The following is a 21394-nucleotide window of genomic DNA, read 5'->3' on the forward strand; positions in this document are numbered from 1 at the left end:
AGTAAGCCGCCGTAAGGGCGGAAAGGTGACTTAGCGCCACCCTCGTCAATGGATATGTACACAATACACAAACCCGGGGACCTCATCGCGGGGCAAGCCCGCTCCCACCCTAGCGGAACACCAGCGCCTTGAGCCCACCCGCCGGATCGTTATCGGGAAACTCCGGCGGGTTGGCCAAACGCTCAGCGAATACCAGCTCCGGCGCCTCTTCGGCCATACCCTCGATCAAAAACTCAGGCCCGATGGCCGGATCATTCACACAAGCCAGCACCACCCCGCCCTCAGTCAACAACTCAGGCAACCGCCGCAAAATCTTGCGGTAATCCTGAGTCAGCACAAAGCTGCCTTTCTGGAAAGTCGGCGGATCAATGATGATCAGATCATAAGGCCCGGACTTGCGCACCTTGCCCCACGACTTGAACAACTCATGCCCGAGAAAACTCACCCGCCCAAGATCATGACCATTGAGCCGATGATTATCCCGCCCACGACTCAACGCCGAACGCGCCATATCCAGATTGACCACCTGCTCGGCACCACCGGCAATCGCCGCCACCGAAAACCCGCAGGTATAGGCAAACAGATTCAATACCCGCTTACCCGCCGCCTGCGCACGCACCCAGCGCCGCCCATAACGCATATCGAGGAACAACCCGGTGTTCTGCTTCAAACCGAGATCCAGCTGATAGCGCAAACCGTCTTCATCAATCAGCCAGTGCTCACTCGGCGAGCCCAGCAGCCATTGCCCGGGGCTGTCGGGAAGATAACGATGCTGAATCAGGATCGCCTGCCCACTCCAGCACGGTGCCTGGGCGAGTGCCAACAGCATCTGCTCCAGCTCCGGCAGTTGCCCGGCCGGTGGCTCGCGAAACAGCGACACCAGCAGCACACCTTGCAACCAGTCCACCGTGATCTGCTCGAGCCCCGGCCAGCAACGCCCGCGGCCATGAAACAGCCGACGGGTTTCGGCTGGCGCCGGGTCAAAGGCCGCAAGCAGGTGGTGCTGGAGAGTGTCGATCACAGAAGTCATGGGCAGATTCAATACAGGAAAGCCGTCTATTCTACGCGCAACCGGTACTCCACCCGAAACCGCCGGGAGCATCTACACTGCCTATCCCACCCTCATCTGCTGGAAAACCACCATGAGCGAAAAACCTAGCATTGTTCTGGTCCATGGTTTCTGGGGCGGCGCCGCCCACTGGAGCAAGGTCATCCTTGAATTGTCGCGCCTGGGCTACCGCGACCTGCACGCCGTGGAGATGCCCCTGACATCGTTGGCCGACGACGCCGAACGCACACGCAAGATGGTTGCGTCGATTCCCGGCAAGGTGCTGCTGGTCGGCCATTCCTATGGCGGCGCAGTGATCACCCAGATGGGCAATCAGCCCAATGTCACCGGCCTGGTCTACATCGCCGCCTTCGCCCCTGACGAGGGCGAAAGTCCGGGGGGAATTACCGCACAGAACGTGCCTGAAGCTGCCGCCAACTTGCAGCCGGATGGCGACGGCTACCTATGGATCAAGCCGGACAAACTTCACGAAAGCTTCTGCCAGGACCTGAGCAAGGACGAAGGGCTGGTCATGAGCGTGACCCAGAAAGCGCCGCTGGCCAGCACCTTCGGCGACACCATCAGCAACCCGGCGTGGAAGCACAAACCCACCTGGTATCAGCTCTCCACCCATGACCGGATGATCGCCCCGGCCAATCAGGAAATGATGTCCAACCGCATGAACCCGAAAGAAGTGCTGCGCCTGGACGCCAGCCACGCCTCGCTGGCCTCGCGGGCTGCCGAAGTGGCAGCCCTGATCGACCGCGCGGCGCTCAGTCCGGCTTGACCGCAGCAACCTTGACCGCTGGTTTGAACCACCAGCCTTGCTGCATACCGGCGGCGGCCAGCAGGATCGTCGCCACACCCAGCCACTGCAGCGGCGCCAGGCGGTGGTCGAAGGCGAACCAGTCAACGAAGATCGCCGCGATCGGGTAGATGAACGACAACGCCCCGGTCAACGCGGTCGGCAGCTTCTGGATCGCACCGTACAGCAGCACATACATCACCCCGGTATGCACGATCCCCAGGGTCACCAGCGAAGCCAGCGCACCAGCCTCGCTGGGCAGGCCCGAGGTGTTGGCCCACGGCGCCAGCAGCAGGATCCCGGTGCACACCTGGATCAGCGCGATCAGGTGCGGTGGTGTACCGCTCAGACGCTTGATGATCAACGCCGCCACGGCATACAGGAACGCCGCGCCCAGGGCCAGGCCGATCCCCAGCAGGTAGTCATTGCCGCTGCCGCCCTGGCTGCCGTGGGCACTGACAATCGCCAGCATCCCGGCAAACGACAGCGCCAGCCAGAACAGCTTCTGCACGGTGATCTTCTCACCGAGAAACACTGCCGCCAGCCCGACCAGCATGAACGGCTGGACGTTGTACACCGCAGTACCGATGGCAATCGAAGCCCGTGAGTAGGAGGCGAACAACAATACCCAGTTGCCGACGATCGCCACGCCGCTGAGCACCGCCAGGGCGAAGGTGGTCAAGGTCAGGATTCCGGGTTTGAGAAAGCCCATGGCCAGGCAGATCAGCAACAAGGTGCCCGCACCAAACACGCAGCGCCAGAACACCACATCCAGCACCGGTTGCCCGGACACCAGTACAAACCAGCCAATGGTCCCCGAGATCAGCATCGCGGCGACCATTTCCAGCGAACCACGGCGTATTGAACTGTCCATCACTCACCTCCTTGAAGATGGCTAAATTATGCGAGCCTGGTGCTGCCTGCTCCAGTGGATTAAACAGGCTAAACTGCAAAGACACCTTTACTATCAAGGCAGATTCCGCAATCTGCCTAACGAGGCTGTGATGACCGACGATATCGACCAGTTGTTGATCAAGGCGCTGATGGAAGACTCACGCCGCTCGCTCAAAGCCCTGGCGCAGCTCAGCGGTCTGTCTGCGCCCAGCGTCAGCGAACGCCTGCGCCGCCTGGAAGAACGCGGTGTGCTCAAAGGCTACACGGTTGAAATTGACCCGCGCTGCTTTGGTTATCAGCTGCAGGCGATCGTGCGGGTACGGCCATTGCCGGGGCAGTTGCAGGAAGTGGAACGGCAGATCATGGCGATCCCCGAATTCACCGAGTGCGACAAGGTCACCGGTGACGACTGCTTTATCGCCCGCTTGCATGTGCGCTCGATGGAAGAGCTCGATACCGTGCTGGACAAACTCAACAGCCATGCCGAGACCAACACCGCAATCGTCAAAAAGACCCCGGTCAAGCGCCGCTTGCCACCGATGGCGTAAAACCCGCTGAGGGCACCAGCGTCAGCTTGGGCAGGTGTGCGCGCCGTTGTCCAGGCCCTGCTTGTAATTGCGGCTAAGCAGACTGGCCTTGCCGTCGTGCCAGGTCAGGGTCAGGACATACAGCGAATCAAAATCGCCGCCATCCCAGTCCTCGGTGATCACCCGCTTCTCTCCGAGGGCCTTGCCGGCCACGGTATTGATCAGCTCGGGCAGGTAACCATGCGACCAGGCGGTATAGACGGTGGCATTGCGGTACTTATCCTGCAGCAGCTCGTCAGCCAGTGCATCGGTATCGTTGGCGCCAAAGTCAATGTTGACCGGCAGGCCAAGCTTGATAGCGCTCGGGCTGATGGTCATCAACGGACGGATGTAACTGTAGGCGTCGTCCTTGCTGCCCTCTTCAACGTGGCGGGACGGGTTGGCGGCAAACACGTAGTCGGCCTTGCCGAATTTCTCCGGCAGCAAGGTGGCCAGATCCAGGGCGCGATTCAGGCCTTGGCAATTAAGCTGCCCCAGACCTTCACCCGGCTTTTCCGCATGGCGCAGGAACACCAGGGTCTGGATACCATCCACTGGCTCGGCACGGCTTTCGACGGCCTCCACGGCCAGTAGCGTGACACCACCGAGCAGGGCCAGCGAACACAAGGCATGGCGGTGGCGTTTGAACAGGGTCAACAGCTTCATCGAGCGGGCTCTTCACGGCAAAAAGGGATAACGCTGGCCCGCGTGTGACACGCCGCGGCCGAGGCCGCGGGTGATCCCTGTCTGTTGTTCCATCCGTGAAGCGGGCTAACTGAGAGTGCGATAATCCCGTTTGGTTCGATCCCTGATTGCTCAACCCTGAGCACGATTGACTTTAATGCGCTGATGTTGCCGAATTAAGTCAGGTGCTTGTCACTCATCGCGGGTCAGGACTTCCAGCAACTCGATCTCGAACGTCAGGTTCGAATGTGGCGTGATCGCCCCCATGCTGCGCTCGCCATAAGCCAGGTGCGACGGCACGACCAGCTTGCGCTTGCCGCCGACCTTCATGCCCATCAGGCCCTGATCCCAGCCCTTGATCACCCGACCGGTGCCGATCACACACTGGAATGGCTTGCCGCGATCGTAGGACGAGTCGAATTTCGTGCCGTCTTCCAGCCAGCCGGTGTACTGGGTGGTGATCAGCGCGCCCTTGACCGCCTCCTTGCCTTCGCCCAGCTGGATATCGATGATTTGCAGTTCGCTGCTCATGCGTGACCTCGTTGATGCATGTTCCGAGGCAGCCTTTTCTCAGGAATGCACAGGTTTGGCAAGGTTTGTCGGGGTGCCATGCTGACGCATCGACCAGCAAACGCCGCCGATCACCAGGAGGATTGCCGCCGCCTCCAGCAGGCTCGGCCCGCTTTGCCGCCAGATGAAGGCGTAGAGCAAGGCAAACAGGGTTTCGAAGACGATCAGTTGGCCGCTCAAGGTCAATGGCATGCGTTTGGACGCGGCATTCCACAGCAGCGCCGCCAGCCACGAACCAAAAATTGCACAGCCCAGGCTGTAGAGCCAGAACAGCCCCCAGCGTTCAGCCGACGCCTCGACCTGCAACTGCGCTGGCTGCCACAGGGCAATAACCACCACCAACACCAGGCTGAACACCCCGGTCATCACGCCACACAACACCGACCACTGGTGGCTGTCAAAATGCCCGCACTGCTTGAGATAACGGCTGTTGTTAACCGCGTACCAGGTCCAGCAGGCCAGGGCTGCCAGGGCGTAGAGCACGCCCGCGACTTTGTCGCCCACCGCCCCCGGTTCAACGGCAAAGGTCTGCAGGTTGATACACAGCATGCCGGCGAGAATCAGCAACAGCGGCGCAAACAGCTGCCTGAGCGCTACCCCGCCGCTGTCGTGGCGACCATAGAGAGTGATGGTCAGCGGCAACACACCGACGATCAGCGAAGCCGGCGCCACCCCAAGGCGCTGGATGGCCGCCACCAGGCAAATGAAGTACAGCAGGTTGCCGATCAACGCCAGGCGTCCGAGCATCCAGAAATCTGCCAGGGTCAAACGACCCAGGGCCTTGCGCATCGGTAGCGCCAGCACCAGGGTCACCCCCCCGAACAGCACAAAGCGCGCGCAACTGAGCAGCACCGGACTGAACTCTGGCAACAACTGCGGCACCATCAGCACCAGCCCCCACATCGCCCCGGCTACCCCGGCGTAGGCCACACCCTGTTTCACTTGCCTGCTCCTGTTCAAAGAAGTGCGCAGGCTACCGTTTGGCCGTCGCCCGGACAAAAGATCATTAGGCATGCAGGCATTCCTGCAGGGAATGTCTTTCGACCTGAAAGCATCGACTTTATGATGTAGCCATTCCCCAGAACGGATTGCCAGCATGAGTCGCTTCAGCCGCCACCTGCCCCCGCTGGATACCCTGATCGCTTTTGAAGCGGTGGTGCGCACCGGCAGTTTCACCCGTGCCGCCAGCGAGCTGTACCTGACCCAGAGCGCGGTGAGCAAACAAATCAAGCTGTTGGAACACCACCTCGGCGCCGTGCTGTTCGAGCGCCGGGCCCGCGGCATCGCCCTGACCTCGGCCGGAGAAGGCTTCAACACCATTGTCGAACCGATGCTGGAGAGCCTGCTGGCCAATGTGCTGCGCTTGAAAGCCGGCCATAGCAGTCGCAATGTCAGCGTCATCTGCACCCACGCCGTCGCCCAGTACTGGCTGTTCCCGCGCCTGCTGCGCTTCAACGAACAACACCCTGAACTGACCGTGAACATCCACGCCAGTAACGAGATCAGTGAAAGCGATATTGCCCACTACGATTTCGGTATTCTCTACGGCCATGGCCACTGGAGTTCACTCAAGGCCGACAAGCTGTTCGACGAAACCATCTACCCGATTGCCAGCGCCAAGCGTGCCCTGCCCGTGATCGACTCGCTGGAAGCGCTGCAGACCTTACCGCTGATCCAACTGGACGCCTCGGCCTGGAACTGCCTGGACTGGCAGGACTGGTTCAGTCACCAGGGGCTGCGCTACCAGGCGCCGGCCGATGCGGTGACCTTCAACCAGGTCAACCTGGTGTTCGAGGCAGTTTTGCAAGGCATGGGAGTCGGACTTGGCTGGGAATTCATGGCCCGCGAGCGCATCGAGCAGGGGGCGATCCGCCAGGTCTCGGCGTATGTTGTGCACACTGGGCAAGCCGACTATCTGGTGCACGACAAACAGGCGCCCTGCTCACCGGCGGCGCAGGTGTTTGCAGACTGGTTGCTGGCGCTCAGTTGAACAGCGCTTCGGCTTCGGCGCCGGTCATGTCACCAGCCTATCCGGTACAACGCGGGGAAACGGTTGCCGCCCTGGAATGAGATTCCTTCGAAGTTGGGCGCAAGGTTTTGCAGGTCAACCGCTCTTGCATGATCATTGCTGGTAATGTTGTCCCCCGACCAGTAGTACGTCAGTGGCCAGTTCAGTATCGCTGGCACACTCTTGCTCTGGTCCTCATTCTTGTATTGTTCCCAGAACTGACCCATCTGTACCCGGCTTAAAGCTCTGCCTTCCGGGCGCACCTCGCTGTCCGGCACGGTCCACCAACGGTCATCTTTCTTCTGAACCAGGCGCACCCCGCTAAACGTGACGGTGTAACTCGCCTGATCACCGTTAGCATCGAACACCGTGATCACTGACGCGCCATTGGCGCCTGCGACCACAAAACCAGTCTGATCGACAGTGGCTACTTGCAGGTTGCTTGACTGATAGGCGTAAGGTGGAACACCACCCGTGGCCTGCCGCTGATAACTCCCGCCCGAACTAGCGGCCGGACGTAGAGGGGGACGATCAACCGCGATGATGTAGGAGGCGTTCACGGTTTGTGCATGCGCCGCTCCGATGTCCAACGGCTTTGCCAGCAAGACGAACGTGCTTTGCGAACTCTGCAGCCTGTCCACAGCCCCGGCGAAAGCCACCTGCACCTGCACGGTCAAGGCTGAGTTATGCGCTAACTGCTGCAGTTCTGAGCGCAGCACGTTTCTGCTGAGTCCCGTGCCCACTTCGCTGGCGCTGACGCTCTGGTTCTGCGCGGCGTAGAAACTGTACGGCGCACCACTGTGCAATGTGCCACTGACCTCGATCCAATAGCGCTGCCCTTCGGCAATCAACAGCCAGGGCTTGACCGTGACAGTGGCATCACCTTGGAATTTACCGAGATCAAGCCTTTCACCGCTGGCCTGGGGCACGACCGGGGGTTGCAAAGCGCCTGCGGGCAGTTCTCCGACAACCAGTGAGCGCGATCTGGACTGCACACCCGGATTGCTTCCACGGACAACCTCATAATCCACGCTGATGGTCTTGCCCAGATTGGCCGCCACCACGGAGACCGGAATAGTGAAAGCAACGAAATGCTCACCGGCGCCCACCGGCTTACCAGGCTGAACTTTTTCACCGTTGCAGTACACGGTCACATGATCGCCTTTGCGCATGCCTTGATAGATAACCAGCACAGTGGCGCCGTTTAACGCATTGACCGGCTCAAGCACGTTGCCCGACGCCTCCAGAACCGTCGGCGCCAGCAGGTTTTCCACCAGTTGCCGCTTGATCAGAAACGACAGCGCCTTTGCCGTGGCGGTCCGGCCGTTGTTGCGTTTGACCTCGTAGATCACCGACACAGTGTTATCGAGGTTGTCGATGATGTATGGCTGGTAAGCGATCCTGAGCGGAATCGGAACCTTGGCGTTGCCTTCATCAACCGTGACGCTGGTGCTGAACGTGGCGCCGGATCCCCCCTGCCAGGTGAGGGTGATCACGTCGCCTTCGGCCTTGCCCGCGTATTGGGGGATATTGGCATGGGTCCCGTTACGCACCTCGTCCGGATCGAGGATCAGATTGCTGAGGCCGGCGATGGTTTGAGTGACGAGGCTGTCTGGGTGGGATTCACTGGGCGTCGACATGAATGACTCCTGCAGAAGAACAGCGCAGCGTTAGTAGGTTGCTGGATATTCTGCAGGGCGTTCGGGTATCGCGTAACTGGTAAAAATGCTAGTTGGCCTGTCCCAGGCCAGCCGCTACGTGATATCGCCCAAGCACATATCAGCCCAGAGATACCGAGCTAAAGAAGCAGGTCTGAATAGCGGGCGAACTAGCGACTTACCCGGCGTTGGCCTAGCGTTGTGGGCAAGCTGTATTAAGGTATATCACCCCATTCCATTTCAGTGATTAGAAAACTAGCCTCATGCCAGTTACCCGGCTGGTTAAATCCCGTAAAGACTATCCATTCAGGGAATCTGTCTATGGCATTGAAAGTACGGATAGGAAACGAATCCCCTGTGACCGGTAACGTCTCCTGTAGAATTAGGCCATTTTCATCATAATAGCTCACGGTTGGAGCTGGACTCTTAGCAATTGAGCCATATCTGTAAGTGATATGTTTGATTCTTCCATTGAAACTGAGCTTGAGGGTAGATGCTCTAATTACATCAACGGCCCAGCTGGTTTTTGGCGCTACAGGTGCTGTAACTTTCGTTACAACTCCACCTACCTGGTCTGATTGCAAAAGCTCCAGTGCTACTCCAGAAGGGTATGGATACCGGGCATTCAAGACAAGATTGAATTCGCCCCGCGCACTCCAAACCTCTTTGCCGCTGACAAAAGGCTTGTTCTTGACAGCGACAGAGATCGATACGGATGGCGTCCATTGACCATTGATCAATACCTCATAGCTCCAGACTTTCTGCCCTTGGTCGACCAGACTATTCAGCTGTGCTACTGGCACAACGACGTCCAGCGCCGCGCCTGGCTGGGTCACGGTGACAGCACCGGTATACAGCCCCCCCGTCACCCCGCGCACCTGTTCACCGGCGCGCAGGTGCGCCGTGGCCGGTACGCGGATGTTGGCGCCGGCATTCGGGCTATAGATCACACCGTTTTGCGCCTCTGGAACGCTCGGCGCCGGCAATATTCGAGGTATGTTCAGCAGCGTCAGCGGCAAAATCGGGAAGACACGCGCCGCAGCCTCGCTCACGCCACCCGCGAACGCCACCTTGACTTCCAGGCTGAGCGAACTGGCAGATCGCAGCTTTTCAAGTTCGCTGCGTAGCATGGCCGTGCTCAGACCATTTCCGGCTTGGTTTTCATCAACCAACTGGCTCTGTGCTACATAAAAGCTGTAGGGGCCGCCATTGCCCAAGATGCCGCGCACCACGATCCAGTACCGCTGCCCTTTGGCCATCAGTGGCCAGCTCGTGACCTCGGCCGTGGCGTTGCCTTGGAAGGTGTTCAGATCCAGCGTGCTGCCATTGGCTTCGGGCACCGTCGGGGTGGGTAAATCGCCCAGGGAAAGTTCACCGACCACGAGCGCAAGGGGCTTGGACAGCACCCCCGGATTAACGCCGCGGACGACGGCATAGCGCACTTCGATGGTTTTGCCCTGACTGGCCGCCACCACCGAGATCGGGATGTCGAAATCGACTTGACCGAAGGCGCTGCCATTCTTTTGTGCCGTTTCGTGCGAATCCGCTCCGCCCTCACCGATCCAGGCTACGGTCAGAATATCGGTGCTCAACATACCGACGTAGGCCACCCGCACGGTGGCGCCATTAACCGCCTTGATCGGCTCCAGCGTATTGCCTGATGCCTCTCTCACCGTCGGCGCCACCAGGTTTTCCGCCAGTTGCCGTTTGATCAGGAACGACAGCGCCTTTGCCGTAGCAGTCCGGCCGTTGTTGCGTTTGACCTCGTAGATCACCGACACAGTGCTATCGAGGTTGTCGATGATGTACGGCTGGTAAGCGATCCTGAGCGGAATCGGCACGTTGGCGTTGCCCGCATTCACGCTGACGCTGGTGGTAAACGTGGAGCCGGAACCACCCTGCCAGGTGAGGGTGATCACGTCGCCTTCGACCTTGTTCGCGTATTGAGGGATATTGGCATGGGTCCCGTTGCGCACCTCGTCCGGATCAAGGATCAGGTTGCTGAGGCCGGCGATGGCGTGAGTGACGAGGCTGTCTGGGTGGGATTCACTGGACGTCGACATGAATGACTCCTGCAGAAGAACAGCGCAGCATTTGTAGGTTGCTGGGTATTCTGCAGGGCGTTCGGCTATCGCGTAACTGGTAAAAATGCTAGTTGGCCTGTCCATGGCCAACCGCTACAGAGTGTCGGCGTTGGTCGCCACCCATCTGCTGGCGTTCAGTTGAACAACGCTTCGACTTCGGCACCGGTCATGGTTTTCGTCTCGTTGGCAAAGCAGTAGTACGTCGGTTTCTCGTCGATGTACACCTGCAGGTCGAAGACCCAGTCGGTGTCACCTTCCAGTACACCGACCGATAGCGAGTCGAATTTGCCGCTTTTCAGGCGATACAGCAGATGCGTGCCGCACTTGCCACAAAAGCCGCGCTCGGCCCACGCGGATGATTCATAGAACACCGGCTGCCCGGCAGTGAACGTTACCGGCTCGGCGCAGATCACCGATAACAAAGGCCCTCCGCCCCATTTGCGGCACATGCTGCAATGACAGGCATCGACGCTGGCTTTCTCGAGGCTGACACTGAGTTGGACAGCGCCACACAGGCAACTGCCGTGTTTTTCCAGGGACATGGTCAAGGCTCCTTGCTGGGAAGGGAGGGAATCAGTCTAGCAGCCCCGCGATGCTGCTTCCGATTAAGCCCGCACCGGCGTCAACACTGGCTCTCCGGAAAAAAACGCCTGCAGGTTCTTCAGTACCAGTTGCACGGTATCCTGTGCCGCATCCGGTGACTGCCCTGCTACATGCGGGGTCAGAACCACATTGCCCAGCGCCTTGAGGTCATCCGCCACGGCCGGCTCGTCATCGAACACATCCAGCCCTGCCCCGGCAATCACACCACTGCGCAGCGCCTGCACCATATCAGCAGTACTGACCACACTGGCACGGGCAATGTTGACCAGAAAGCCTTCCGCGCCCAGCGCTTCAAGCACCGGCGCGTCGATCAATTGACGGGTGTTTGCGCCACCGGGCGTAGCGACGATGAGAAAGTCCGAGGCCTGTGCCAGCGCCAACGGACTGTCGCAATAACGGTAGGGCACATCCTCGCGCGGGTTTCGGTTGTGGTAGTTAACCTGCATGTCGAAGCCTTGCGCTGCGCGTTTAGCGATGGCCAGGCCGACAGCCCCGAGGCCGAGGATGCCCAGGCGCTTGCCACTCACCGACGGGCTGATAACCCGGTTCCATTCACCTCGGCGGGTCGAGGCATCGGCACGCGGAATGTCACGGACCACCGCCAGCAGCAGCGCCATGGCATGGTCAGCCACCGCATTGGCATTGGCACCGGCGCCATTGGTGACAGTGATGCCGCGCGCTGCCGCGGCCGCCAGGTCTACCTGCTCGTAGCCAGCACCGATCACACAGGTGATTTGCAAGCTCGGCAAGGCCGCGATTTCATCGGCGCTAAGGCCCAATGGGCCGCGGGTCAGCACCGCGTCGATCTCATTGGCGCGGTGGGCGATGGCCTCGGCGCGCCGTTGTGGCGTCTGCGCGCGGATCAGGCGATAACCCGCCTGTTCCAGCAGCGGCAGGTAATCGTCAACGGTTTCCACCAGTACCAGGACTGTCTTGCTCATGCCACCCTCCGGCTCAATGCGAGGGGGCATTATGCGCAGCTTGGGCTATTGCGCGAAAGCCCGGCCCAGACCGCCTGGCACGCCACTGCTGTCGGTTTCCTGCCACGGGCCGTTGAGGTTGGTCGACCAGCTCCAGCCGTTGTTCCAGCGGTAGTAGGTACGCTGGCGGTAGAAGGTGTTGGTCTGGCCTTCGAGCACATACACGCCCAGGCGCGGATCCCAGTGGCTGGCACCGCCGGGCGGTGGTGCGAAGCTCGCCGAGGTACGCGGCATCGGCTTGGGCGCCGGGGTGACGACCGGTGGCTTGCTCGGCACCGTGCTCGGGCGCGGTGCCGGTTTGGTGCTCGGCCCCGGCGGCAAGCTTTCAATCGGTGGCACGGTCGGTTCAGAGGGCTGATGAACAGTACACGCGCTAAGGCCCACGGCCAGGGAAAGAAGGGCAAGGCGGGCAATGCTGTTCATAGCGACTCTCTACTGGTCCGGGCTGTCGATGGTCAGGTGCTGTGCAGCGGTGGTGCTGCTGGCCAGCGGGCTGCTGTGACCGATCCACTCACCCTGGGTCGGCTGGCCAGCGCGCGAGACGCGCGCAACCAGTTGGACTTCAGGAAAGCTCGACAGTTTCATGTTCGGCAGCATGGCATCGCTGTCGCTGAGTTCCACTTCAATCGGCAACTGCGCCACGGTCACGCGCTTGGCCGCCAGCGGCATGGGCGGGCCGGAGCTGGCGCGGGCGAAGATGAATACCGTGTCGTCAGCCTTGACCTTGTCTTTCAGCGCTGGCGCCAGCTCGACCCGCACCTTCAGGCGGGCACCCGCTGCAGCCACTGCCGGTGCAGAAGCGACTTTGCCTGCGCCCGCCTTGAGCTTGTCCTGGGCGCGATCGATACCGCCCTGCAAGGCAGCCCGTGAAGCGTCGCCTTCCGGCAACTGCACCAACAGCCGGTTCCAGTAGTCGATGGCTTGCTGGTAATGCTCGCTCTCGAAGGCGGCGATACCGAGCAGGCCCAGGCTGGTGACTTCGTTAGGGTCAGCCTTGAGCGCTTCGTCGGTGAGCGCCTGCAATTGCGCAGTCCACTGCTTGTCGTTGGCGAAGTACAGCGCCTGGGCCCATTGCCCGAGCAGCTCCGGCTGCCGATTAGCCAGGCCGGCAGCACGCTCGAAGACCTTGGCGGCATCGGCTGGCCGCTCCTGGGCCATATAGGCACGGCCAAGGAAGTACAGGCCTTCGGCCGAATCCGGTTGCGCCTCGACGGCACGCTCAAGGCGCGTGGTCATCTCTTCCATGGACTGCGGCGCCTTGGCGAACTGCTGAGTCAGTTCAACCTGCTCGCTGGCACCGAAATGCAGGTACAGACCCAGGCCCATCAACGGCACCAGCACCGCTGCCAGCAACGGCAGCGGCTTGCCCAGACGGCCCAGGCGCTGGGGTTCAGCGTTCTCGGTGTCGGCCAACAGCTCGCGCGCGGCTTCATCCCGGCCATTGGCCAGTTGCGCCTCATCGAGCACGCCGGCCGCCTGCTGGGCAGTCAGCTCGGCAACGCGCTCCTGGTACAGGGCGACGTTCAGAGCGGTGCGGTCTTCTTCCAGTTGCGCACGACGGCCGCGCAACACCGGGATCAGCAAAAAGCTCAGGGCCACCAGCAACAGCAGGCCTGCAGCAAGCCAGAAATCAGTCATGGGTCTGTTCTTTGTCCAGCAATTTGGCGAGGCGCTCACGCTCCTCGGGGGAAAGGTCGACAGGGCCACCAGTGCTCTGCGCCCGACGCTTGCGCACGATCAGCGCGAGCAGGCCGAAGCCGCCCACCAGCAACACGCCGGGGCCGAACCACAGCAACCAGGTGCGGGCGGTCAGCTCGGGCTTGTAGCGCACGAAATCACCGTAACGATCGACCATGAAGTCGATGATCTGCTGATTGCTCTTGCCCTCGCCGAGCATGCGGAAGATCTCCCGGCGCAGGTCGGCGGCAATCGGCGCGTTGGAGTCGGCGATGTCCTGGTTCTGGCACTTGGGGCAGCGCAGTTCCTTGGTCAGGTCGTGGTAACGCGCGCGTTCGGCGTCATCGGCGAACTGATAGGTATCGATCGCCGCCTGGGTCACCCCGGCCAGGCTCAGGCCGAGCACAGCGGCTGCAAACCAGCGCTTCATGGCTTGGCCTCATCGACCAGGCCCTGATACAGCGGCGCCAGCTGTTCACGCCAGACCGTGGCATCGACCACACCGACGTGCTTGTAACGGATGATGCCCTTGGCATCGACCAGGAAGGTTTCCGGCGCGCCGTACACCCCCAGGTTCAAGCCCAGGCTGCCTTGCTCGTCGCTGATATTGAGCTGGTAAGGGTTATGGAATTCGGCCAGCCACTTGATCGCTGCGGCGTTGTCATCCTTGTAGTTGACCCCATGGATGACCACGCCCTGCTCGGCCAGCTTGTTCAGGTACGGATGCTCGACCTTGCACGACGGGCACCAAGTGGCCCAGACGTTGACCAGCGCCGGCTTGCCGATCAGGTCGGCTTCGGTCAAAGGCTTGCCGTCCTGCACCGTTTTCAGCGCAAAGGCCGGGAACGTCTTGCCGATCATTGCAGAGGGCAGCTCGGTGGGGTCGAGGAACAGACCGCGGTAGAGAAACACCGCCACCAGCAGAAACACCGCCAGCGGCAGCACCATGATCCAACGCTTCATGCAGTTGCTCCAGACATGCCCAGTACTTCACGCACGCGGGCTTTGACCTTGACTCGATAACGCCCGTCCATGGCCGCCAGCAGGCCACCCAGGCCGGTCAGCAGACCGCCCAGCCAGATCCAGCGCACAAAGGGTTTGACGTGTACACGCACCGCCCAGGCGCCGTTGTCCAGCGGCTCGCCGAGAGCGACGTAGAGATCGCGGGTGAAACCGGCATCGATGCCGGCTTCGGTCATCATCGATTGCTGCACGGTGTACAGGCGCTTCTCCGGGTGCAGCACGCTGATCTCGCGGCCGTTCTCGACGACCCGCACCGTGCCCTTGTCGGAGGTGAAGTTAGGCCCCTCGAAGTGCTTGGCACCTTCGAAAATGAAGTGATAGCCGCCCAGCTCCACCGACTCGCCCGGCTCCAGGCGCAAGTCACGCTCGGCACTGTTGTTGCTCGACAGCACCACACCCAGGGCGCACACGGCCAGGCCCAGGTGGGCCAGGTGCATGCCCCAGTAGCTGCGGTTCAGGCCGCGCAACCCCTTGAACAGACCTTTGTGACGGGTCTTGTCGAGGATGTCGCGAGCGCCGGCCAACACTATCCACGCAGCCAGGGCGAAGGTGGTCAGCACTTGCCAGTCGAAGTCTTCGACCAAAAGCCCGCCAATCGGCGCCAGCACGGCACTGGCGATCAGCACCGGGGTCAGCATGCTCAGCAGCCAGCGGGTCGGCGTGTCTTTCCAGCGCACGATCACTCCAACGGCCATGACCAGCATCAGCAAGGCTATCAGCGGAATGAACAGCGCATTGAAGTACGGCGGACCGACCGACAGCTTGGCCCCGGTCAGGGCGTCGAGGATCAGCGGATAGAGAGTGCCGAGGAGGATCATCGAGGCGGCGACCACCAGCACGATGTTGTTGGCCAGCAGCAGCGTTTCACGCGACCACAGGGCAAAGCCGACCTGGCTCTTGACCACCGGCGCGCGCAGGGCGAACAGGGTCAGCGAGCCACCGACGACAAACAACAGGAAGATCAGGATGAACACACCGCGCTCGGGATCGGAAGCGAAGGCGTGCACCGAAGTCAGCACCCCGGAACGGACCAGGAAGGTACCGAGCAGGCTCAGCGAGAACGCCGCGATCGCCAGCAGCACGGTCCAGCTCTTGAACACGCCACGCTTTTCCGTGACCGCCAGCGAGTGAATCAGTGCGGTGCCCACCAGCCAGGGCATGAACGAGGCGTTTTCCACCGGGTCCCAGAACCACCAGCCACCCCAGCCCAGTTCGTAGTAAGCCCACCACGAGCCGAGGGTGATACCGATACCGAGGAACGCCCAGGCCACCAGGGTCCAGGGCCGCGACCAACGCGCCCAGGCGGCGTCCAGACGACCGCCGAGCAAGGCGGCGATGGCGAAGGCAAAGGCCACCGAGAAACCCACATAACCCATGTACAGCATCGGCGGGTGAACGATCAGGCCGATGTCTTGCAGCAGTGGATTGAGGTCGGCGCCGTCGGTCGGCACCTGCGGCAACAGGCGCGTGAACGGGTTGGAGGTGACGATCAGGAACGACAGGAAGCCGACGCTGATCATGCCCATCACCGCCAGCACGCGGGCCAGCATGACCTGCGGCAGCTGTCGGGAAAACACCGATACGGCGAAGGTCCAGCCGCCGAGGATCATCGCCCAAAGCAGCAGCGAGCCCTCGTGGGCACCCCACACCGCGCTGAACTTGAAGTACCAGGGCAAGGCGCTGTTGGAGTTGTTGGCGACATAGGCGACCGAGAAGTTGTCGGTCATGAAGGCATGGGTCAGGCAGGCAAAGGCAAACGCCAGGAAGGCAAACTGGCCCCAGGCCGCAGGCCGCGCCAGGCTCATCCACAGGCTGTCGCCGCGCCAGGCGCCGAGCAGTGGCACGGTGGCCTGCACGGCGGCAAAGCAGATCGCCAGGATCATCGCCAACTGGCCGAGTTCAGGAATGATCAGCGCCGCGTTCATGGCTTGACTCCCGCATCGGTGGCCGCCTGGCCGCTTTCCTTGAGGGCTTTGGTCACCTCTGGCGGCATGTACTTCTCGTCGTGCTTGGCCAGCACTTCATCGGCCACCACCACGCCCTCGGCATTGAGCTTGCCCAGGGCAACGATGCCCTGCCCTTCACGGAACAGGTCGGGAAGGATGCCACGGTAGGTGATCGGTACCGACTTGTTGAAGTCGGTGACCACAAAGCGAACGTCGAGCGAGTCGCCCGAACGCTGCAGCGAGCCCTTCTCGACCATGCCGCCGGCACGAATACGGGTATCGAGCGGTGCTTCGCCGTTGGCGATCTGGGTCGGGGTGTAGAACAGGTTGATGTTCTGCTGCAGGGCACTCAAGGCCAGGCCTACGGCGATGCCAACCCCGGCCAGCAGGCCGAGGATGATGAACAGGCGCTTCTTGCGTAGCGGATTCACTGGTTGTTCTCCCGGCGCAGACGACGCGCCTCTTCTTGCAGGTAACGACGCCGCGCCCGTAACGGCGTGGCAACGTTGACAGCCAGCACCAGCAGGCAGATGCCGTAGGCCGACCAGACGTACAGGCCGTGATGGCCCATGGCGAGAAAATCACTGAAAGAGGCGAAACTCATCGCGCCATCTCCCGTCCCAGGCTGTTCATGACCTCCTCCCTGACCCAACTGGTGCGCGCTTCGCGCTTGAGCACTTCAAGGCGCATGCGCAGCAACAGCACGGCACCGAAGAAGCAGTAGAAACCCAATACCGTCAGCAATAGCGGCAGCCACATCTCGGCTGGCATGGCCGGTTTTTCGGTCAGGGTGAAGGTGGCGCCCTGGTGCAGTGTGTTCCACCATTCCACCGAGTATTTGATGATCGGGATATTGATCACGCCGACAATCGCCAGCACGGCACAGGCCTTGGCCGCACTTTCACGGTTAGTGATGGCATGGCCCAGGGCGATGAGGCCGAAATACAGGAACAGCAGGATCAGCATCGACGTCAGTCGCGCATCCCAGACCCACCAGCTGCCCCAGGTCGGCTTGCCCCAGATGGCGCCGGTGACCAGCGCTACTGCGGTCATCCAGGCACCGATGGGCGCGGCACACTGCAGGGCGACGTCGGCAATCTTCATCTTCCACACCAGCCCGACCACCCCGGCCACGGCCAGCATCACGTAGCAGGACTGCGCCAGCATGGCGGCCGGTACGTGAATGTAGATAATCCGAAAGCTGTTGCCCTGTTGGTAATCCTGGGGCGCAAAGGCCAGGCCCCAGACCACGCCGATGCCGATCAACAGGATCGCGGCCACCGTCAGCCACGGCAGCATGCGCCCGCTGATGGCATAGAACCACTTGGGCGAACCCAGTTTATGAAACCACGTCCAGCTGATAACGCTGCTTTTCATCACGGTACATCCAGGGTCTTTGCTGGGCAGGGCCCAGACCTCATTATTCGCCGACGCTGATCTTCAGGCCAGCCGCTATTGCAAAGGGTGCCAGAGTTACTGCCAGGGCGGTCAGGCTACCCAGCCAAAGCAGATAACCGGTCGCCGGCATAGCTTGCAATGCCGCCTGCAAGGCGCCACTGCCCAGGATCAACACCGGGATATATAACGGCAGAATCAGTAGCGCCAGCAGCAGGCCGCCACGTTTCAGACCGACTGTCAGGGCTGCACCCACAGCGCCCAGCAGGCTCAATACCGGGGTACCGAGCAACAACGATGCCAGCAGCACCGGCAGGCAGGCCGAAGGCAAACCTAGCATCAGTGCCAGCAAGGGTGCCAACAATACCAGTGCCAGGCCGGAAAAGGCCCAGTGTGCCAGTACTTTTGCCAGTACCAGAAGAGGCAGGGGGTGCGACGAAAGGACCCACTGCTCCAGCGATCCATCCTCGAAATCACTGCGGAAAAGCCCGTCCAGCGAGAGCAGAACCGATAAAAGCGCCGCTACCCAGACCAGTCCCGGAGACAAGGTTTGCAACAATTGAGTCTCGGGACCGACCGCCAACGGGAACAGGGCAATGACGATGGCGAAGAACACCAGCGGGTTGGCCAGCTCCGCTGGACGGCGGCACAACAGACGCGCTTCACGACGCAACAACAGGACAAAGACACTCATGCGGCCCACTGCCCCAGGTTCAGTTCACGGTAACCGGACGGCTTGCGTTCCAGCGTGTGGTGGGTGGTCAGCACGACCATCCCGCCCTGCTCGCAATGGGCCGTCAGGTGCGCCTCAAGCTGGGCCACGCCCTGTTTGTCGAGGGCGGTAAAGGGTTCGTCGAGGATCCACAACGGTGGACTGTCCAGATACAGGCGAGCCAGCGCCACCCGGCGCTGCTGGCCGGCCGACAGGGTATGACAGGGGACATCCTCGAAACCGCGCAGGCCGACCGCCTCGAGGGCTTTCCAAATGGCTTCAGGTTCGGCCGGGCGATGCAGGGCGCAGAGCCAGGCGAGGTTCTCTTCGGGGCTGAGCAGGTCTTTGATACCGGCGGCATGGCCGATCCACAGGAGGATTTTGGCCAGCTCGTGGCGCTGTTCAACCAGGGGTTTACCGTCGAGGCGAATCTGCCCGGCGGTCGGGCTCATGAGCCCGGCCAGCAGGCGTAACAGGCTGGTTTTGCCGCTGCCATTGGGGCCGCTGATCTGCAGCATGTCGCCTGCAGCCAGGTGCAATTCGAGGTTTTCGAACAGCATTCGCCAGTCGCGCTCGCAGGCCAGGCCCACGGCTTCGAGATGAGGGGTCACAGTTTCGCCTTATGCTTGGGATGCCTGTCTCAAGTCGGCCCCGGCCCTGCCGTTATACTGGCAGTGCAGATACAGCCCGGCCGCTCTGATCGCGAAAGATCGGGCGGCATTATACATGTGATGTCCTACTGCAAAGAGGGCTATTTCAACAGGTTGCCAGCTGATGACAGGCGAAATTAACAACCTTGGCGCACAGATTCCGGCCGCCCCTCAGTTGCGTTCGGCGATGACCGGCGAACTGTTGCGCCTGCTGCAACCGCAACCAGCCTTGCTGGCCCCCGGCGAAACCGCCAAGGCCGAAGTGCTGGCGCTGCGTCAGGTTGGCCAGGATTTCCAGATGCTGCTCAAACTGACCCAGGACAATGGCAAGCAGACCAACGTCCAGGCCAGCAGCAACCAGCCCCTGGCGCAAGGCAGCCAGCTGGCGGTGAGCCAGAGCAGCAGCGCGAACCTGACCATCAGCGTGCAACAGGCGATCGCCAGCAACGTTGCCAGCCTGACCCGTATCGATACCCGCGAGATGCCGGTCGGCAGCCTGCTGCAAGGCAAGGTCCTGACCAGTCAGGCACTGCCGCAGGTGGTCGGCCAGCTCGCCCAGTTCCGCTCGCTGGTGAGCCTGCTCAGTCCACAGACAGGCGCCACCCTGACCATCGACAGCCCTCGCCCGCTACCGGTGGGCAGCCTGCTCAGCGCCCGGGTACAGGGCGATCAGTCGTTGACCTTCGTACCGTTGAGCGGGCGTCAGGAGCAGTTGGCTATTACCCAGCACTTGAGCACCCAGCAAAGTCGCCAGGCGTCGCTGCAAGGCTTGCTCAATGCACTGCAGCAGGTGCGCGACAACAACACCTCGTCCAGTGAAGTGCGCACCACGGTGGACAAGCTGCTGGCCAGCCTGCCGGACGTGCGCCAGCTCAGCGACCCCAAAGGTCTGGCCCAGGCCTTGAACAACAGTGGCGTGTTCCTGGAGGCCAAGCTGGTTGCCGGCCTGCCCGCTAACCTCGCCCCCGACCTCAAGGCGCAGGTGGTGCGACTGGTGGCGCAGTTGTTGCCGGGGTTGCCTGGCAACGCTCAGTTCAATCCAAGCGTCGCTGCCAGCACCCTGGCCCAGGTAATGCCCGGCATGGTCCGCAACGCCCTCGGCATGCTTGGCCAGGTCAGCCCACGCCCGCAGCCCGGCGGCTTTCCCCTGCCCTCGCGATTGCTACAGAGCCAGGACGGTGAAGGCGACCTGGAACATCTGCTGCGCCTGGCCGCCGCAGCAATTTCCCGGCTGCAAAGCCATCAACTGGCCAGCCTGGAGCAAACCGGCACCAGCGCTGACGGCAACCTGCAGACCACCTGGCAACTGGAAATCCCCCTGCGTAACGGCCAGGAATTCGTGCCGTTGCAAATCAAGCTGCAGCGTGAAGAAACCCCGGAACAGCAAGCCGATCCGGAGCGCGAGCGTCGCGATCCGCTGGAAATGCTCTGGCGTGTCGAGCTGTCCTTCGACCTGGATCCACTGGGGCCGCTACAGGTGCAGGCACAGATCAGCCAAGGCGCCCTGTCCAGCCAGCTGTGGGCTGAACTGCCGCGTACCGCGCAACTGATCGAAGGTCAGCTGGGTAACTTGCGCGAACGCCTGCTGGCCCGTGGCCTTAACGTGACTGAACTGCATTGCCATCACGGTACTCCCCCGCAAGGGCCGCGTACCCGACTGGAGCAACGCTGGGTGGATGAAACCGCATGACGTCGGTGGGAGCGGGCTTGCCCCGCGATTGCGTCCAGTCAACCCCATCGCATCGCGGGGCAAGCCCGCTCCCACAGGGTAGGTGAAACCGTATGATCAATAAGAATCCACGCCAGGCCATTGCCTTGACCTACGACGGCCAACAGGCACCGACCCTCAGCGCCAAAGGTGACGACGAGCTGGCCGAGGCCATCCTGGCCATCGCCCGCGAACACGAAGTACCGATCTACGAGAATGCCGAGCTGGTGCGCCTGCTGGCACGCATGGAGCTGGGCGAGCAGATTCCCGAGGCACTGTACCTGACCCTTGCCGAAATCATCGCCTTTGCCTGGCAGCTCAAGGGGAAAGTACCAGTGGGATTTGTCGCTGAAGAACCGCAGGAGCGGGATATTACCCCGCCG

At 61.6% G+C, this 21394-nt stretch carries 24 protein-coding genes; 5 read left to right on the forward strand and 19 right to left on the reverse strand.

The window, feature by feature from the left end; all coding sequences use genetic code 11:
* Nucleotides 1-109 precede the first annotated feature (109 nt).
* Entirely contained in the window at nucleotides 110-1030 is a 921-nt protein-coding gene (locus tag NPS47_RS19485) for a class I SAM-dependent methyltransferase (RefSeq protein WP_274296420.1), read from the reverse strand.
* A gap of 112 nt (nucleotides 1031-1142) precedes the next feature.
* Here NPS47_RS19485 and NPS47_RS19490 point away from each other — a divergent pair, with 112 nt between their 5' ends.
* Nucleotides 1143-1835: an alpha/beta hydrolase gene (locus NPS47_RS19490; RefSeq protein ID WP_274296421.1), complete on the forward strand. Its 693-nt coding sequence runs from the start codon at nucleotides 1143-1145 to the stop codon at nucleotides 1833-1835.
* Here the strand turns inward: NPS47_RS19490 and NPS47_RS19495 are convergent.
* Nucleotides 1822-2727: a DMT family transporter gene (locus NPS47_RS19495; protein ID WP_274296422.1), complete on the reverse strand. Its 906-nt coding sequence runs from the start codon at nucleotides 2725-2727 to the stop codon at nucleotides 1822-1824. The genes NPS47_RS19490 and NPS47_RS19495 overlap by 14 nt on opposite strands.
* Before the next feature lie 130 nt (nucleotides 2728-2857).
* Here NPS47_RS19495 and NPS47_RS19500 point away from each other — a divergent pair, with 130 nt between their 5' ends.
* Nucleotides 2858-3295 (forward strand): Lrp/AsnC family transcriptional regulator, encoded by a 438-nt coding sequence (locus tag NPS47_RS19500; RefSeq protein ID WP_045200368.1) that lies wholly within the window; start codon nucleotides 2858-2860, stop codon nucleotides 3293-3295.
* 21 nt (nucleotides 3296-3316) lie between these two features.
* Here the strand turns inward: NPS47_RS19500 and NPS47_RS19505 are convergent, their stop codons facing one another.
* The 3 genes from NPS47_RS19505 to NPS47_RS19515 all read right to left on the reverse strand — a co-directional run bounded on the left by NPS47_RS19505 (nucleotide 3317) and on the right by NPS47_RS19515 (nucleotide 5509).
* The gene (locus NPS47_RS19505; protein ID WP_274296423.1) at nucleotides 3317-3979 is read right to left on the reverse strand and encodes a histidine phosphatase family protein; all 663 of its coding nucleotides are present in this window, start codon (nucleotides 3977-3979) and stop codon (nucleotides 3317-3319) included.
* 210 nt (nucleotides 3980-4189) lie between these two features.
* Nucleotides 4190-4528, reverse strand: coding sequence for an FKBP-type peptidyl-prolyl cis-trans isomerase (locus NPS47_RS19510; RefSeq protein ID WP_038613288.1), 339 nt, complete (start codon nucleotides 4526-4528; stop codon nucleotides 4190-4192).
* A gap of 39 nt (nucleotides 4529-4567) precedes the next feature.
* Nucleotides 4568-5509, reverse strand: a complete 942-nt coding sequence (locus tag NPS47_RS19515; RefSeq protein ID WP_274296424.1) for a DMT family transporter — start codon at nucleotides 5507-5509, stop codon at nucleotides 4568-4570.
* A gap of 154 nt (nucleotides 5510-5663) precedes the next feature.
* Between NPS47_RS19515 and NPS47_RS19520 the strand changes: the two genes are divergently transcribed.
* Nucleotides 5664-6557 (forward strand): LysR substrate-binding domain-containing protein, encoded by an 894-nt coding sequence (locus tag NPS47_RS19520; protein WP_274296425.1) that lies wholly within the window; start codon nucleotides 5664-5666, stop codon nucleotides 6555-6557.
* 29 nt (nucleotides 6558-6586) lie between these two features.
* Here NPS47_RS19520 and NPS47_RS19525 read toward each other — a convergent pair whose 3' ends face one another.
* From NPS47_RS19525 to ccmA, 14 genes are all read right to left on the reverse strand, one after another.
* Nucleotides 6587-8215, reverse strand: coding sequence for an Ig-like domain-containing protein (locus NPS47_RS19525; protein ID WP_274296426.1), 1629 nt, complete (start codon nucleotides 8213-8215; stop codon nucleotides 6587-6589).
* Nucleotides 8216-8448: 233 nt separating this feature from the next.
* A complete protein-coding gene (locus NPS47_RS19530) occupies nucleotides 8449-10296 on the reverse strand; it encodes a hypothetical protein (protein ID WP_274296427.1) in 1848 nt (615 codons plus the stop codon).
* A 155-nt stretch (nucleotides 10297-10451) separates the two neighbouring features.
* A complete protein-coding gene (locus tag NPS47_RS19535) occupies nucleotides 10452-10859 on the reverse strand; it encodes a GFA family protein (protein ID WP_274296428.1) in 408 nt (135 codons plus the stop codon).
* A 63-nt stretch (nucleotides 10860-10922) separates the two neighbouring features.
* Entirely contained in the window at nucleotides 10923-11861 is a 939-nt protein-coding gene (locus NPS47_RS19540) for a 2-hydroxyacid dehydrogenase (protein WP_274296429.1), read from the reverse strand.
* A 45-nt stretch (nucleotides 11862-11906) separates the two neighbouring features.
* Nucleotides 11907-12323 carry a hypothetical protein gene (locus NPS47_RS19545; RefSeq protein WP_274296430.1) on the reverse strand — a complete coding sequence of 139 codons (417 nt, stop codon included), beginning with the start codon at nucleotides 12321-12323 and terminating at the stop codon, nucleotides 11907-11909.
* A 9-nt stretch (nucleotides 12324-12332) separates the two neighbouring features.
* A complete protein-coding gene (gene ccmI, locus NPS47_RS19550; RefSeq protein WP_274296431.1) occupies nucleotides 12333-13538 on the reverse strand; it encodes a c-type cytochrome biogenesis protein CcmI in 1206 nt (401 codons plus the stop codon).
* Nucleotides 13531-14007 (reverse strand): cytochrome c-type biogenesis protein, encoded by a 477-nt coding sequence (locus NPS47_RS19555; RefSeq protein ID WP_274296432.1) that lies wholly within the window; start codon nucleotides 14005-14007, stop codon nucleotides 13531-13533. The genes ccmI and NPS47_RS19555 overlap by 8 nt, the downstream gene beginning before the upstream one ends.
* On the reverse strand, nucleotides 14004-14540 hold the full coding sequence (locus tag NPS47_RS19560) for a DsbE family thiol:disulfide interchange protein (protein WP_274296433.1): 537 nt from the start codon (nucleotides 14538-14540) through the stop codon (nucleotides 14004-14006). The genes NPS47_RS19555 and NPS47_RS19560 overlap by 4 nt, the downstream gene beginning before the upstream one ends.
* Complete coding sequence (locus NPS47_RS19565; RefSeq protein ID WP_274296440.1) at nucleotides 14537-16510, reverse strand: heme lyase CcmF/NrfE family subunit; 1974 nt, start codon at nucleotides 16508-16510, stop codon at nucleotides 14537-14539. Before NPS47_RS19565 ends, NPS47_RS19560 begins: the two co-directional genes overlap by 4 nt.
* Nucleotides 16511-16521: 11 nt before the next feature.
* On the reverse strand, nucleotides 16522-16977 hold the full coding sequence (gene ccmE / locus NPS47_RS19570) for a cytochrome c maturation protein CcmE (protein ID WP_274296434.1): 456 nt from the start codon (nucleotides 16975-16977) through the stop codon (nucleotides 16522-16524).
* Nucleotides 16974-17150, reverse strand: a complete 177-nt coding sequence (gene ccmD / locus NPS47_RS19575) for a heme exporter protein CcmD (protein WP_274296435.1) — start codon at nucleotides 17148-17150, stop codon at nucleotides 16974-16976. The genes ccmE and ccmD overlap by 4 nt, the downstream gene beginning before the upstream one ends.
* Entirely contained in the window at nucleotides 17147-17923 is a 777-nt protein-coding gene (locus tag NPS47_RS19580) for a heme ABC transporter permease (RefSeq protein ID WP_274296436.1), read from the reverse strand. Before NPS47_RS19580 ends, ccmD begins: the two co-directional genes overlap by 4 nt.
* Before the next feature lie 43 nt (nucleotides 17924-17966).
* Complete coding sequence (gene ccmB, locus NPS47_RS19585) at nucleotides 17967-18635, reverse strand: heme exporter protein CcmB (RefSeq protein WP_038616869.1); 669 nt, start codon at nucleotides 18633-18635, stop codon at nucleotides 17967-17969.
* Complete coding sequence (ccmA, locus tag NPS47_RS19590; RefSeq protein ID WP_274296437.1) at nucleotides 18632-19264, reverse strand: cytochrome c biogenesis heme-transporting ATPase CcmA; 633 nt, start codon at nucleotides 19262-19264, stop codon at nucleotides 18632-18634. Before ccmA ends, ccmB begins: the two co-directional genes overlap by 4 nt.
* A gap of 163 nt (nucleotides 19265-19427) precedes the next feature.
* Here ccmA and NPS47_RS19595 point away from each other — a divergent pair, with 163 nt between their 5' ends.
* Both NPS47_RS19595 and NPS47_RS19600 read left to right on the forward strand, forming a co-directional pair.
* The gene (locus NPS47_RS19595) at nucleotides 19428-20993 is read left to right on the forward strand and encodes a flagellar hook-length control protein FliK (protein WP_274296438.1); all 1566 of its coding nucleotides are present in this window, start codon (nucleotides 19428-19430) and stop codon (nucleotides 20991-20993) included.
* A gap of 92 nt (nucleotides 20994-21085) precedes the next feature.
* Nucleotides 21086-21394 (forward strand): EscU/YscU/HrcU family type III secretion system export apparatus switch protein (locus tag NPS47_RS19600; RefSeq protein ID WP_274296439.1); only part of this gene is annotated, 309 nt, incomplete at its 3' end.

The sequence above is a fragment of the Pseudomonas putida genome, assembly GCF_028682475.1.
GTDB classification, from domain to species: domain Bacteria; phylum Pseudomonadota; class Gammaproteobacteria; order Pseudomonadales; family Pseudomonadaceae; genus Aquipseudomonas; species Aquipseudomonas putida_AG.